This window comes from Nesterenkonia alkaliphila (assembly GCF_009758175.1).
GTDB classification, from domain to species: Bacteria; Actinomycetota; Actinomycetes; order Actinomycetales; family Micrococcaceae; genus Nesterenkonia; species Nesterenkonia alkaliphila.
Map to the genome: position 1 here is coordinate 1 of NZ_WRPM01000097.1, position 13,793 is coordinate 13,793.

12 protein-coding genes and 1 tRNA gene are annotated in these 13,793 nt (G+C 66.2%); 6 read left to right on the forward strand and 7 right to left on the reverse strand.

What is annotated here, in order from left to right; genetic code table 11:
- Positions 1 to 1,211 (reverse strand): DEAD/DEAH box helicase (locus GNZ21_RS13205; RefSeq protein ID WP_157325117.1); only part of this gene is annotated, 1,211 nt, incomplete at its 3' end.
- 353 nt (positions 1,212 to 1,564) lie between these two features.
- Here GNZ21_RS13205 and GNZ21_RS13210 point away from each other — a divergent pair.
- Positions 1,565 to 3,061, forward strand: a complete 1,497-nt coding sequence (locus tag GNZ21_RS13210; RefSeq protein ID WP_157325119.1) for an FAD-dependent oxidoreductase — start codon at positions 1,565 to 1,567, stop codon at positions 3,059 to 3,061.
- 5 nt (positions 3,062 to 3,066) lie between these two features.
- On the opposite strand, the gene GNZ21_RS13215 is transcribed toward GNZ21_RS13210, so the two are convergent.
- From GNZ21_RS13215 to map, 4 genes are all read right to left on the reverse strand, one after another.
- Positions 3,067 to 3,140 (reverse strand) — tRNA-Val (locus tag GNZ21_RS13215).
- 97 nt (positions 3,141 to 3,237) lie between these two features.
- Positions 3,238 to 3,423, reverse strand: coding sequence for a hypothetical protein (locus GNZ21_RS13220; protein ID WP_157325121.1), 186 nt, complete (start codon positions 3,421 to 3,423; stop codon positions 3,238 to 3,240).
- A 132-nt stretch (positions 3,424 to 3,555) separates the two neighbouring features.
- Positions 3,556 to 4,371: a polyphosphate--glucose phosphotransferase gene (ppgK, locus tag GNZ21_RS13225; RefSeq protein ID WP_157325266.1), complete on the reverse strand. Its 816-nt coding sequence runs from the start codon at positions 4,369 to 4,371 to the stop codon at positions 3,556 to 3,558.
- A 50-nt stretch (positions 4,372 to 4,421) separates the two neighbouring features.
- Positions 4,422 to 5,315, reverse strand: coding sequence for a type I methionyl aminopeptidase (gene map, locus GNZ21_RS13230; RefSeq protein ID WP_157325123.1), 894 nt, complete (start codon positions 5,313 to 5,315; stop codon positions 4,422 to 4,424).
- 46 nt (positions 5,316 to 5,361) lie between these two features.
- Between map and GNZ21_RS13235 the strand changes: the two genes are divergently transcribed.
- Positions 5,362 to 5,532: an SPOR domain-containing protein gene (locus tag GNZ21_RS13235; RefSeq protein WP_188503454.1), complete on the forward strand. Its 171-nt coding sequence runs from the start codon at positions 5,362 to 5,364 to the stop codon at positions 5,530 to 5,532.
- Between the two features lie 106 nt (positions 5,533 to 5,638).
- On the opposite strand, the gene panB is transcribed toward GNZ21_RS13235, so the two are convergent.
- Positions 5,639 to 6,529 (reverse strand): 3-methyl-2-oxobutanoate hydroxymethyltransferase, encoded by an 891-nt coding sequence (gene panB / locus GNZ21_RS13240; protein ID WP_157325125.1) that lies wholly within the window; start codon positions 6,527 to 6,529, stop codon positions 5,639 to 5,641.
- 100 nt (positions 6,530 to 6,629) lie between these two features.
- On the opposite strand from panB, the gene glnA reads away from it, so the two are divergent.
- The 3 genes from glnA to GNZ21_RS13255 are packed head-to-tail and all read left to right on the forward strand — an operon-like array spanning position 6,630 to position 11,479.
- The gene (gene glnA / locus GNZ21_RS13245; RefSeq protein WP_157325127.1) at positions 6,630 to 7,970 is read left to right on the forward strand and encodes a type I glutamate--ammonia ligase; all 1,341 of its coding nucleotides are present in this window, start codon (positions 6,630 to 6,632) and stop codon (positions 7,968 to 7,970) included.
- Positions 7,971 to 7,973: 3 nt separating this feature from the next.
- Entirely contained in the window at positions 7,974 to 11,036 is a 3,063-nt protein-coding gene (locus GNZ21_RS13250; RefSeq protein ID WP_373868375.1) for a bifunctional [glutamine synthetase] adenylyltransferase/[glutamine synthetase]-adenylyl-L-tyrosine phosphorylase, read from the forward strand.
- 14 nt (positions 11,037 to 11,050) lie between these two features.
- The gene (locus GNZ21_RS13255; protein WP_157325129.1) at positions 11,051 to 11,479 is read left to right on the forward strand and encodes an acyl-CoA thioesterase; all 429 of its coding nucleotides are present in this window, start codon (positions 11,051 to 11,053) and stop codon (positions 11,477 to 11,479) included.
- Between the two features lie 70 nt (positions 11,480 to 11,549).
- On the opposite strand, the gene GNZ21_RS13260 is transcribed toward GNZ21_RS13255, so the two are convergent.
- Positions 11,550 to 12,572 carry an LLM class flavin-dependent oxidoreductase gene (locus GNZ21_RS13260; protein ID WP_157325132.1) on the reverse strand — a complete coding sequence of 341 codons (1,023 nt, stop codon included), beginning with the start codon at positions 12,570 to 12,572 and terminating at the stop codon, positions 11,550 to 11,552.
- A 96-nt stretch (positions 12,573 to 12,668) separates the two neighbouring features.
- Here GNZ21_RS13260 and GNZ21_RS13265 point away from each other — a divergent pair, with 96 nt between their 5' ends.
- Entirely contained in the window at positions 12,669 to 13,787 is a 1,119-nt protein-coding gene (locus GNZ21_RS13265) for a lipoate--protein ligase family protein (RefSeq protein ID WP_157325134.1), read from the forward strand.
- The last annotated feature ends 6 nt before the right edge of the window (positions 13,788 to 13,793 follow it).

The following is a 13,793-nucleotide window of genomic DNA, read 5'->3' on the forward strand; positions in this document are numbered from 1 at the left end:
CCGGAGCGGGCAGGCTGCTGCTGCTGCTGAACCGGTGCAGCGGGCTTCACATATGGCGCCTGCTCGCCCACCAGGTCCAGCACTGCGGGGGAGTCACTGGTGACCGTCATCGGCTGGGCCTTGATGGCGGCCTTGCGCAGCAGGGCCTGGGTGTCGCGGCGCTGCTCGGGCAGCATCACGGTGACCACATCGCCGCTGGAACCGGCCCGTGCGGTGCGGCCCGAACGGTGCAGATATGCCTTGTGCTCGGCCGGCGGATCCACATGCACCACCAGCTCCACGTTGTCCACATGCACCCCGCGGGCGGCCACATCAGTGGCCACCAGCACCCGCACCCCGTCCCCGCTGAAGGCGGCGAGGTTGCGGTCGCGGGCGTTCTGAGACAGGTTGCCGTGCAGGTCCACCGCAGGGGTGCCCGCTGAGGTCAGCTGCTTGGCCAGCTTCTTGGCCTGGTGCTTGGTGCGGGTGAACAGAATCCGCTTACCGGTGCCGGAGGCCAGCGCCTGTACCAGCGGCTTCTTGTCATCTGCGGAGACCTCAAAGATGTGATGGGTCATCGCCGAGACATGGGAGGTGGGCTCATCCACCGAATGCAGCAGCTCATTGTGCAGGAACCGCTTGACCAGCTTGTCCACCCCGTTGTCCAGCGTGGCGGAGAAGAACATCCGCTGACCATCCTGCGGAGTCTTGGCCAGGATCCGGGTGACCCCGGGCAGGAAGCCCAGGTCAGCCATATGATCTGCCTCATCCAGCACTGTGATCCGCACATCCTCCAGGCTCACCTCGCCCTGGCTCATCAGGTCCTCTAGCCGGCCGGGGCAGGCCACTACGATGTCCACGCCCTTGCGCAGCGCAGCCACCTGGTGCTTCTGGCTCACGCCGCCGAAGATAGTGGTGGTGGTCAGACCCACGGATTCGGCCAGCGGCTCCAACACCGCATTGATCTGGGTCGCCAGTTCACGGGTGGGAGCCAGCACCAGGCCGCGCGGCCGGCGCGATGCAGTGCGGGCGTGGTTCTGGGCCAACCGGGCCACCAGCGGAAGGGAGAAGGCCAGTGTCTTGCCGGAGCCAGTCTTGCCGCGGCCGAGCACATCGCGGCCTGTGAGGGTATCCGGCAGAGTCTGCTGCTGGATGGGGAATGCCTGGAACTTGCCCTCGGCGGCCAGAGAACGCACCAGAGGCGCGGGCACACCGAGGTCAACAAAAGTCATGGGTGTATCAGAGATGGCGAATGCCTTTCAGAATGCGCCAGACATCAAGGAGCGGCAGAGTTCTGCGCGCCAGGGGACTGGCTGTGGCGAAAGCACCGGACGGTGCACTCGGTTCGCCGCGAGAATCACTGCAAGAAGCACCGGCCAGATAAACCTAGCCTGAGCTGAAGAACGTTCCTACGACGCGCGGCCTGTCAGGGCCGAAGTTCCATTCTACATCACCCCGATCAGTTTCATGCCAACGGACCCGCAGCCCCTGGCTCTGACCAGCAGTTTTCAGGGAAACTTCAGGCTGGTGTTCAGGCTCCGTCACCAGGATGAGACCCCGTTGCACCCGAGCAGGAGGACATCGGATGAGATCCCTGTGGCTCGATACCCACACCGTCACAGCAGAGACCCAGCCCTTCCCCGTGGGGCAGAGCTACCAGGCCGCAGTGGTAGGAGCCGGCCTGACCGGACTCACCACCGCAGTGCTGCTGGCGCGGGCAGGCCTCAGCGTAGTGCTCCTCGAAGCCCGGCATATCGCAGCGGCAGCCACCGGTAACACCACAGCCAAGGTCTCCCTGCTCCAGGGCACCCAACTCTCCAGCATCCGCGCCCACCGGTCCCAGGAACTACTGCAGGCCTATGTGGAGGGCAACCGTGAGGCGCAGGCCTGGCTCCTGCGGTATCTCGACGAGCGGGGTATCAGCTATCAGCGGCGCACCGCCTACACGGTGGCGCATACCCCCCAGGGTGCCCAGCTGCTCAACGCGGAGTACGACGCCGCGGTGGCCGCCGGACTGCCCGTGCACCGCCAGGATTCCACCGAGCTTCCCTACCCGGTGGAATCCGCATTGGCACTGGAGGACCAGGCACAGATCCATCCCGTGGAGGTGCTTGACGCCTTGGCCGAGGAGCTGGTGGACCGCGGTGGGCAGATCGTAGAGGGCGCCCGGCTGATAGACGCGGACTCCGGTTCGCCGGTGCAGGTAAAGACCACCCAGGGTGAGCTGCAGGCTGAGCACCTGATTCTGGCCACCGGAGTCCCGGTGCTGGACCGGGGTGGATACTTCGCCAAGCTGAAGGGCCACCGCTCCTATGCGATGGCGTATCGGCTGCCGCAGGGCACTGTGCTGCCGCAGGGGATGTATCTCAGCGTGGACGAACCCAGCCGCAGCACTCGGACAGTCCTGATCGCAGGGGAGGAGCTGCTGCTGGTGGGTGGAAACGGACATGTGGTGGGGCGTGCCGATTCGCACTCCGCGGCGGTGGCCCAGATCCAGGACTGGACCCAGCAGCACTTCCCCGGCGCTGAATGTACCCACAGGTGGTCGGCCCAGGACTACCGGCCGGCAGGCTATGTGCCGTTCTTCGGCCGCCTTCCCCGTGGGGGCGGGAACATCTACCTGGCTACCGGCTACAACAAATGGGGGATGACCAACGCAGTGGCCGCAGCCCTGGCCATCTCATCAGAGATTCTCGGCGGGCAGATGCCCTGGGCGCAGCAGCTGGCAGAACGTGGCCCCTCCCTCAAGGGCGCGCTGACCTCGGTGAAGGACAACGCAGAGATCGGTGCGCATATGGCAAAGGACTGGGCCGGTGCCGAGTTGAGCACACTGCCCGATGAGCCCCCTGTGGAGGGAAGCGGCGTCGTCGGCCGTTCCAGTGGGAAGCCGGTGGCAGTATCCACTGTGGACGGCACCACCCGGAAGGTCTCAGCCGTCTGCCCGCATATGGGCGGGATCCTGCAGTGGAACGACGCGGAGTGCTCCTGGGACTGCCCCCTGCACGCCTCCCGCTTTGCTCCCGACGGGACCCTGCTGGAGGGCCCCGCGGTAGACGATCTGAAACCGGCGCAGGGCGAATGAATCGGTGCGTCGAGAGGGACTCGAACCCCCGACACCTGCGGTGTAAACGCAGTGCTCTAACCAACTGAGCTATCGACGCAGGCGCCGCAGAACGGCGCGAGGAGATAGTTTACACAAAAAACGCCGAGCAGGTACCCGCAGCGGGTCCGGCTCGGCGCTGATCTGTGCCTGGGGTATCAGCGGCGGTAGGCGATTCCTTCAAAGGTTCTAAGGTCCCGGGCGGGGGCATCCAGGGGACCGAAGCCGAAATCCCGGCGTTCTGAGGCGCTGAGCATCTGCAGAATCCGGTTATTGGGGATCGAGGTGCCAGTGGACCGGCGTGCCTTGGACCGTGGGTTGATTCTCGCCATCAGTGCGTTCACGTATGCACATCCTTTCTCATGTATGACTAGTTGCTTATGCGAACCAACACGTCCAACCCGAGCCGCACAGGAAACATTCCTGTAACACTGGGTTTACACGGGAAATGTGAGCAAGATCTCCGGAATAGGCGGTTACTGCTCCGAATTGCGGAAATCCGCGAGTCTGGACTGCTCAGCGGCGTAGAGGCCGGCCCCAACGATGCCGGCATTATTGGTCAGCTGTGCAGGCATCACCTCGGCTCGCAGACCGGTGACGAAGGGCAGGAAGTCCTCACTGCGCTTGGAGATTCCGCCGCCGATGATGAAGGTGCTCACCGGTTGGATCCGCTCCAGGTGCTTCAGGTACCTCCGCAGGAGCTCCCCGTACTCGTCCCAGGGCATCTCCAGGCGTTCCCGCGCTGCCGCGGAGACGATCCGCTCGGCCGGTACTGTGCCCTCGAACTCAATATGGCCCAGCTCGGAATTGGGCACCAGGACACCGTCATGGATGATCGCGGTCCCTACTCCGGTCCCCAGGGTCACCGTCATCACAGTGCCGTCACGGTGCGCCCCGGCACCGAAGCGGGCTTCAGCAAGTCCGGCAGCATCGGCATCATTGAGAGTGAAGGTGCGCCCAGGCAGGTCCTTAAGCAGTTCCGTTGTGCGGCAGCCGATCCAGGAATCATCAATATTGGGTGCGGTGAGCACCTCGTTGCTGATCACTATCGCCGGCACGGTGACGCCCACCGCCAGCTCATCCAGGGCGGGGGCCTTCTCCCGGGAGAGCAGCTCGGTGAGGATCTCGCCGATCACCCCGGCCACTGCCTGCGGAGTCGCCGGCTTCGGAGTGGGGATCCGGACCCGCTTGCCGCTCAGTGAGCCCTTGCGCAGGTTGACGATCCCGCCCTTGATTCCGGTGCCGCCCACATCGATGCCGATGGCTCGCTTGGGCAGCTCCGGCAGGCTCATACTCGCTGGGCCGATCGCCTCAGCGGCAGGGGCAGTCTGATCCGGCTTGGTCATGAGTCTCCTTCAGTGGGCAGAGTGAGGATTTCGGCACCCTCATCGGTGATCAGCACAGTGTGCTCAAACTGGGCGGTGCGCTTCCGGTCCCTGGTGACAGCGGTCCAGCCGTCCTCCCACATATCCCAGTGCCGGGTGCCCAGGGTGAGCATCGGCTCCACAGTGAAGACCATGCCGGGCTCAATGGGCTGGGAGTATTCCGGGGCGGCGTCGTAATGGGGAATCACCAGCCCGGTGTGGAACGCCGGGCCCACCCCATGGCCGATGAACTCATGGACGGTCCCATAGCCGAAGCGGCGGGCGTAGACCTCAATGGCGCGGCCGATCACATTGATGGGCCGCCCCGGCTTGGCCGCGCGGATACCGCGCATCATCGCCTCCTGGGTCCGCTCCACCAAAAGCCGGGACTCCTCGTCCACCTCGCCCACCATGAAAGTGACGTTGTGGTCTCCGTGGGCACCGTCCAGATAGGCGGTGATGTCCAGGTTCACGATGTCGCCGTCTTTGAGCACTGTGGAGTCGGGGATGCCATGGCAGACCACCTCATTGATCGAGGTGCAGATCGATTTGGGGAAGCCCCGGTAGCTGAGGCAGCTGGGATATGCGCCGCGTTCGATGAGGTAGTTGTGCGCGAAGGCATCCAGCTCATCGGTGGTGACACCGGGTTTGACGAGTCTGCCGGTGGCCACCATGGCATCTGCCGCCAGCCGGGCGGCCCGGCGGATCCTGGCCACGGTCTCCGCATCGAAGCTGTCCGGGCCGGTGTATTTGGGGGGTTCCGGCAGCCCCACATAGTTGGGTCTGTCAATGTGCTCGGGAATCGGGCGCTGAGGTGAGACCGTGCCCCGGGTGAGGGTGCCCACCGGCGCCTGGGAAAGAGCTGAAGCCATGGCCGCAATCCTATCGGTCAGCCCCCGAGGGGCGTAGTCTGGGAGTGTGAGCGACTACTGGTACAACATGACCACAGGAGAGGTGGAGCAGGGAGCCCGGTCCAGTTGGAGGCACCTGCTGGGCCCGTATCCCTCCTATGCTGAGGCCGCCCGCGCGTTGGAGAAAGTAGAGGAGCGCAATAGGGCCTGGGAGGAAGACGACGAGGACGCCGATTAGTCAGGTCTGAGGCACGGGCGCAGCCAAGTCCCGACTTCGGGTCCTGTGGCCGGCCAGGCCTTGCCGACCCTAGGCGACCCGTGCCCGCCGCCGGGAGAGGCGCTGCTCAGAACATGTGCTCCTGGGCGGGGAACTTCCCCTCCCGGACCTCTGATTGGAAGCTCTGCACCGCTTCGGTGATGATGCCGCGCAGATCCGCGTACTGCTTGACGAACCGCGGCAGCCGGCCGCCCTGCTGTGCCGGCTGGTTCAGCCCCAGCATGTCCTGCCACACCAGTACCTGACCGGTGGTGGCGCTGCCGGCCCCGATCCCGATAGTGGGTACCCGCAGCGAGGCCTCCAGCTCAGCGGCCAGCTCAGCGGGGATCATCTCCACCAGCAGGCAGAAGGCCCCTGCCTCCTCCAAGGCGGCAGCATCAGCCAGCACCTGCTGGGCATGCTCCCCGCGCCCCTGCACCCGGAACCCGCCCAGCTGATGCTCGGCCTGAGGGGTGAACCCAGCGTGGGCCATCACCGGGATCCCGGCATCCACCACAGCCTCGACATGTGCAGCCAACCCGGCATGGGCCTCCATCTTCACAGCATGGACCCCGGCCTCCTTCATGAACCGCACAGCTGTGTGCACGGCCTGCTCGGGAGAAACCTGGTAGCTGCCGAAGGGCAGATCAGCCACCACCAGTGCCCGCTTGGCCCCATTGACCACAGATTTGGCGTAGACCAGCAGCTCATCCACCGTGATGCTCAGCGTGGAGGCGCTGCCCTGCATCACATTGGCCGCCGAGTCGCCCACCAGCAGCACCTCAATGCCGGCTGCGTCGAAAACCTCCGCCATCATCGCGTCATAGGCGGTGAGCATCGCGAACCGCTGCCCCTCCTGCTTGAACCGCTGCAGGTGGTGCGTGCGGATCCGAGCCGGCTTGCGGGCAGCCGGTACCAGTGCGGCGTCGTTGTTCTGTGCCACCCCGCCGTAGGGGGCGGACTGTTCATCATTGGACATAGCCTCAAGACTACTCCGCGGCACAGGTGCGGTTGGGTAGAGTAGGCAGCGCCGGAGGACCACCGGCCCCTAACCCATTTTCAGGAGGCGGAAGACGCATATGGACCGTCAGCAGGAGTTTGTACTGCGCACCATTGAGGAGCGCGACGTCCGTTTTGTCCGGCTGTGGTTCTCTGATGTGGTCGGTGCCCTGAAATCGGTGGCGCTGGCCCCGGCAGAGGTGGAGGGCGCCTTCGCCGAGGGCCTGGGGTTCGACGGGTCATCGATCGAGGGGCTCTCCCGGGTCTTCGAATCTGACATGCTGCTCAAGCCCGATCCCTCCAGCTTCCAGATCCTGCCCTGGCGCGGTGAGGACGAGCCGACTGCCCGGATGTTCTGCGACATCCTCACCCCGGACCAGGAATCAGCCCTGGGCGACCCCCGCTATGTACTGCGCCGCCAGCTCGACGCCGCCGGGGATATGGGCTTCACCTGCTACACCCACCCGGAGATCGAGTTCTACCTGCTGGCCTCGGAGGAGCTCGACGCCGCCGGCCGGCCGGTGCCTGCCGATAACGCCGGGTACTTCGACCACATCACCGGCTCGGTGGCCCAGGACCTGCGCCGGCACACGGTGAACATGCTGGAGGCTGTGGGCATCTCGGTGGAGTTCAGCCATAACGAGGTGGGCCCGGGGCAGAACGAGATCGATCTGCGCTACGCCGATGCGCTAACCACCGCGGACAATATCCTCACCTTCCGCACTATCGTCAAAGAGGTGGCGCTGGCCCACGGCAAATATGCCAGCTTCATGCCCAAGCCCTTCAGCGAGCATCCCGGCTCGGCCATGCACACCCACTTCAGCCTCTTCGAGGGCGATACCAACGCGTTCTACGCGCCCAACGCCGAGTTCAACCTCTCCACCACCGGCCGGCAGTTCATCGCCGGGGTGCTGACCCACGCTCCGGAGTTCAGCGCGGTGACCAACCAGTTCGTGAACTCCTATAAGCGTCTCTGGGGCGGGGGAGAGGCCCCCAGCCACATCTCCTGGGGCCACAACAACCGCTCGGCGCTGATCCGGGTGCCGCTGTATAAGCCCACCAAGGGCGGCTCAGCCCGGGTGGAGTTCCGCGGTATCGACTCCGCAGCCAACCCCTACCTGGCCTATGCGGTGGTGCTGGGCGCCGGACTCAAAGGCATCAAGGAAGGCTACGAGCTGGCCGACCCGGTCACCGAGGACGTCTGGAGCCTGAGCACCGCTGAGCGGAAGGTACTGGGCCTGCGCCCGCTGCCGGGCACCCTGCACGAGGCCCTGCGCCAGATGGAGGACTCTGAGCTGGTGGCCGGGATCCTGGGGGAGCAGGTGTTCGATAACTTCCTGCGCAATAAGCGCCAGGAGTGGGATGAGTACCGGGTCAACGTCTCACCCTTCGAGATCACCAAGTACCTCGGTATGGTCTAAGGCGTGCCTGATCAGCTGCCCAGTGCCCGTGAGCTGATTGCTGCTGGATTCCAGGAGACTCAGCGTGCCCAGGCCTTCCTGGCCGACCCTGAGCTGGAGGGCCTGGACCCCGGCGCGTTGGTCGCCGCCCTGCAGGAGGCCCCCGATCCCGATCAGGCGCTGCTGCTGCTGATCCGCCTGCTGGAGCGCGCACCGCAGGTCCGCGAGGTGTTTCAGGAACCGGCGGCGCGCTCCTGCGAGGAGTATCGCCGCGCCATACCGCTGCTGCGGCTGCTGGGCGCCTCCCAGGCGCTGGGTGAGTTCCTGATTCGCCACCCCGACTGCGCTGATCTGCTCCTGGAGTCCCAGGCCAAAGGTGTCCCTGAGGCAGACCCCACCGCTGAGCAGCTGCGCGAGATGCTGATGGGGGCAGTGCGGGCCGATCCGGCGGCCAAGCACCCGGCGGCCTCACTCAGCGAGGACTTCACCGCCAAGGAGGCGGGCCGGGCGCTGCGCATCGCCTACCGGTGTGAGATCACCCAGCTTGCCCTGCGCGATCTCACCGCCGATGATCCGCTGGCCTATCTGCCGGCGGCTGCCCGGCAGTTGGCAGATCTGGCTGCCGCGGCCATCGACGCCGCCCTGGCCGTCAGCCGAGCCCAGCTCACGGCACGGAAGCCGGAGTCCGAGCGTATTGAGCTGGCCGTAATCGGGATGGGCAAATGCGGAGCTCGGGAGCTGAACTACATCTCCGATGTGGATGTCATCTACGTGCACTCGGCCCCGGAGGAGTACGACGCCGCCGAGGCCCGGGACCTGGCCATCAGCCTGGCCAGCGGCATCGCCAAAGTGCTGGGCTCCGCCGAGGGTGAGCCGGCCCTGTGGGAGGTGGACGCCAATCTCCGGCCCGAGGGCAAGGACGGGCCGCTCTCCCGCACCCTGGAATCGCATCAGGAGTATTACCGGCGCTGGGCAGCCGGATGGGAGTTCCAGGCGCTGCTGAAAGCCCGGCCGATCGCCGGCAGCCCGGAGCTGGGTGCCGCATATATGGAGCAGATGGGTCCCCTGGTGTGGCAGGCCGCCACCCGGGAGGGCTTTGTGCAGGATGTCCAGGCCATGCGGCGGCGGGTCTTTGAGAACATTCCGCACCGGCACGCTGACCGGGAGCTGAAGCTGGGGCGGGGCGGCCTGCGCGATATCGAGTTCACCGTCCAGCTGCTGCAGCTGGTGCACGGCCGGGTGGATGAGCAGCTGCGGGTCCGCGATACGCTCTCGGCGATCCAGGCACTGGGCGAGGGTGAGTATGTCTCCAGCCGGGACCAGGAAGCGATGAGCCGCTGTTACCGGCAGCTGCGGCTCTACGAGCACCGGATCCAGATGGCCCAGATGCGGCGCACCCATCTGATGCCTGAGAAGGAGGCCGCACTGCGCGCGCTGGCCCATGCGGCGCGTCCGCCCGGCCAGCCCCGCCGGCGCAGGCCGAAAGAGGTGACCAAGGAATGGCAGAAGGTAGCCCGTGAGGTGGCCACCTTCCACGAGACCATCTTCTACCGCCCGCTGCTCTCCACCACTGCTGTGCTCTCCGAGGAGGAGGTCCGGCTCTCCCCGGAATCCGTGGCCGACCGGCTGGCTGCCCTGGGCTTCAGCGACACCAAGGGAGCACTGCGCCATATCGAGGCGCTGACCTCCGGGGTCTCGCGAAAGGCCACGCTGCAGAAGCGGATCCTGCCGATGATGCTGGGCTGGTTCGCCGAGGGCGTGGACCCCGACCACGGGCTGCTGGCCTTCCGGCGGCTGAGCGAATCCCTGGGCACCAGCCCCTGGTACCTGACCATGCTGCGCGACTCCTCGGTGGCTGCTGAACGGCTCTGCCAGCTGCTGACCAGCTCCCGGTTCGTCTCCGACATGCTGGAGCACCGCCCGGAGTCCGCCCAGTGGCTAGGCGATGATGCGGCCCTGGCCCCCCGCGGCTTCGATGCGCTGTGGAATGAGGTGCAGAGCGCCCTGGACCGCCACGAGGGCGAATCTCAGACCGCGGTGCGGCTGGCCCGTCTGATGCGCCAGCGTGAGCAGCTGCGGATTGCGACCGCCGATGCCTGCGGGCTGATCAGCCAGCAGCAGGTTGGTGCCGCCCTGGCAGAGGTGGACCGGGTCGCTACGCTGGGCGCCCTACGAGTGGCCGAGGAGGAGATCTTCGCCGAGGAGGGCCGGTTGGTGAGCCTCCTGGTAATCGCCATGGGCCGCCAGGGTGGCCGGGAGATCAGCTACGGCTCGGATATGGACGCTATGTTCGTGCACCGTCCCGTGGCGGGGGCGCAGAAGGCCGCCGCTGACGCCCAGGCACAGAAGCTTGCGCTGCGGCTGACCCAGCTGCTGTCCAAACCGGTGCGGCCTGCGGTGCGCGGCGAGCTCCCGCTGCAGATCGATGCGGACCTTCGCCCAGAGGGTAAGAAGGGCCCGCTGTCCCGGTCTCTGGAGTCCTATGAGGAGTACTACCGGCGGTGGATGGACGTCTGGGAGCGCCAAGCTCTGCTGCGTGCCCGGCCGGTGGCCGGCTCCGACTGGCTGGCCGTGGACTTCATGGAACTGGTGGACTCCATCCGCTACGGTGCCCCGCCCAGCAGCGCCCAGCTGCGCGAGATCCGGCGGATCAAAGCCCGGGTGGAGTCTGAGCGCCTGCCCCGTGGGGCAGATCCCTCACGGCATGTGAAGCTGGGCCGGGGCGGACTCTCCGATGTGGAGTGGCTGGTCCAGCTGCGGCAGCTGGAGTACGCAGCCGAACATCCGGTGCTGCGCGGGACCGCAACCCTGCAGGTGCTTGATGGGCTGGTGGAGGCTGGGCTGATGGGCTCCAGCGACGCCGAGGTGCTCAGCGCGGCCTGGCAGCTGTGCACTAAGGTGCGTTCTGGGATCATGATCTGGTCCGGAAAGACCTCCGATGTGCTGCCAAGCTCTCGCCGCGATCTGGAGGCCGTCTCCCGCTGGTGCGGCTTCGCCCCCGGCCAGGCCGCCGCCTTCGAGGAGCACTACCTGCGCACCACCCGCCGCGCCAGGCAGGTTTACGAGCAGCACTTCTACCAGGGCTGAGTATCCTGGAGCCCATGCTCTCGACCACAGTTCCGATTCATCTGCGCTGGGGCGATCAGGACGCCTACGGCCATATCAATAACGTCGCTGTGCTGCGGCTGCTGGAGGAGGCACGCTCCAGAGCCTTCTGGACCGCCCCGGATGCTGCCGAGCCCAGTGTCTTCCCACCGCTGCAGCCGGACCAGCAGGTATGGGCCCTGGTGGCCGACTTTTCCCTGAAGTACCGCCAGCAGCTGCCGTATCAGCATGAGCCGGTTCTGGTGAAGATGAACATCGGGAAGGTCGGCGGAGCCAGCTTCGTGATCGACTACGCCCTGTTCGCCTCCGAGGACGACGCCGCCCCGCGGGTGACTGCCGCCTCCACCCTGGTCCTGGTGGACAGGGACACCGGCCGGCCGCACCGGCTCAGCCCCGAACTGCGTCAGAAGCTGCTGGGCCAGTAGCTGCCTCAGCCTGCAGGCCGCGGCGCGGGCGCCAGCAGAGGAGGTCCCCAATGCGGCGCCAGGGCCCTTTTCAGGCGTCTTGCTCCTGCGGAGCCAGCAGCTCCAAAGTGCGGTGCTGGACATCCTCATCCGGGGCGAGGTTCACCAGTATCAGCTCATCGGCCTGCACCTGTTCGGCGAAGCTCTCCAACCATCGGACCACTTCTGCCCGATCCCCGGCCACAGTCCTGGAGAGCATCCCGAGCACCTGCTGGCCGGCCGGATGATCGCGCAGCAGTTCCACATCCTCAGCGGAGAGCTCCTTATTGCGGCCCAGCATGGTCCGGATCCACCCGTTCTCCGCTTTGCGCCGCTGCTCACCTGCGGTGGCGGCGTCGTCATGGGCGATGACATTGGCAGCGGCGATGAAATGCGGCTGCGCCCCCGGGCCCAGCAGGGAGCCTTCGGCGCTGAAGCTCTCCCGGTAGGTGTGCGCAGCATGCTCGAGCATCTGCGGGGCGAAGTGGCTGGCGAAAGCATAGGGCAGGCCCAGCCGGGCAGCCAGCTGGGCGCCGAACAGGGAGGAGCCCAGGATGTAGAGCGGAACATTGGTGCCCCACCCGGGATAGGCGTTGACCCCCGGGATGCGGCTGTGCCCGGTGAGGTAGCCGGAGAGCTCCATGATGTCGGACTGAAACCGGTCGGCCCGTTCCTGATCCAGCCCGCTGCCGTCCCGGCGCAGCGCCCGCATAGTTGGAGCATCGGTGCCCGGAGCCCGCCCCAGACCCAGATCGATCCGCCCGGGGAAGAGTGTCTCCAGAGTGCCGAACTGCTCAGCGATCACCAGCGGGGAGTGATTGGGCAGCATGATCCCACCGGCGCCGACTCGGACGTTCCGGGTTCCAGCGGCAATATGCTGGATCAGCAGACTGGTCGCGGAGCTGGCCACATGGGGCATGTTGTGGTGCTCAGCGAACCATATCCGCTCATAGCCCAGTCCGTCGGCGGTCTGTGCCAGGCGCAGCGATCGGGCAATGCCCTCAGCAATGGATTCGCCCTCGCGCACCCGGGCCAGGTCCAGCAGGGAGAGTGGAGGTAAGGAAGTGGAGGTCATATCCGGTACAACCGGGCTCGGCGGGCAGAATCATCCGCTCTGACCTCAGCTGACAGCGGAATCACCGCACCGGGCCGACCTCCTAGGATGGAGGGTATGGCCCACAGTTCCAGCACCGCCCACGGCGAGAACAGCACCGCCCACGGCGAGTACAAGGTCCCCGGCGGCAAGCTGGTGGTCGCGGACCTGGAGCTCTCAGCAGGTCACGCTGCCACCATCACCCGGGCATCAGTCAACGGTGATTTCTTCCTAGAGCCCGACGACGCTCTGGAGAGTCTCAACACCTCATTGACCGGACTGCCCCTGAGCGCCTCCCGGGAGAAGATCGCCCAGGCGGTCCGGGAGGGGCTGGCTGAGGGCGCGCAGATGATCGGCTTCGACGAGTACGCGGTGGCCACCGCCGTACGCCGAGCGCTGGGACACGCCACCACCTGGACGGATCACCAGTGGGAGCTGCTGCCGGCGGTCAATCTGCCCATCCGGCTCAATGTGGCCCTGGATCAGGTGCTCACCGAGGAGGTCGGCGCCGGGCGCAGGCCCCCGCTGATGCGGCTCTGGGACTGGTCCGAGCGCGCAGTGGTGATCGGTTCCTTCCAATCCCTGGCCAATGAGGTGGACTCCGAGGCCGCCTCAGCCCTGGATACCGTGGTGGCGCGGCGCATCTCCGGCGGGGGTGCCATGTTCATGGAGGCCGGCAACTGCATCACCTACTCGCTGTGCTTCCCGCAGTCCCTGGTAGACGGGCTGAGCTTTGCCGATTCCTACCCGTTTCTGGACGCCTGGGTGATGGAGGCTCTGGAACGGGTCGGCGTGCAGGCAGCCTATAAGCCGCTGAATGACATCGTCTCCGCTGCAGCCGGGGAGGGGCAGGGCCGCAAGATCGGCGGTGCCGCCCAGAAGCGGCTGGCCAACGGCGGGATGCTGCATCACGTCACTATGAGCTATGACATCAATGCCGAGCGGATGACCCAGGTACTGCGGATCGGCCGGGAGAAGCTTTCCGATAAGGGGCACACCTCCGCAGTGAAGCGGGTGGACCCGCTGCGCAGCCAGACCGGTCTGTCCCGGCAGGCGCTTATGGAGGTTTTCGCAGAGACCTTCGCGCAGCGGCACGGGGCCGCAGTGGCCAGTATCCGCCCTCATGAGTTGGAGCGGGCTGAGCAGCTGGTCGAGGAGAAGTTCGGCACCGATGCGTGGACCGCCAGGGTGCCATGAGACTCG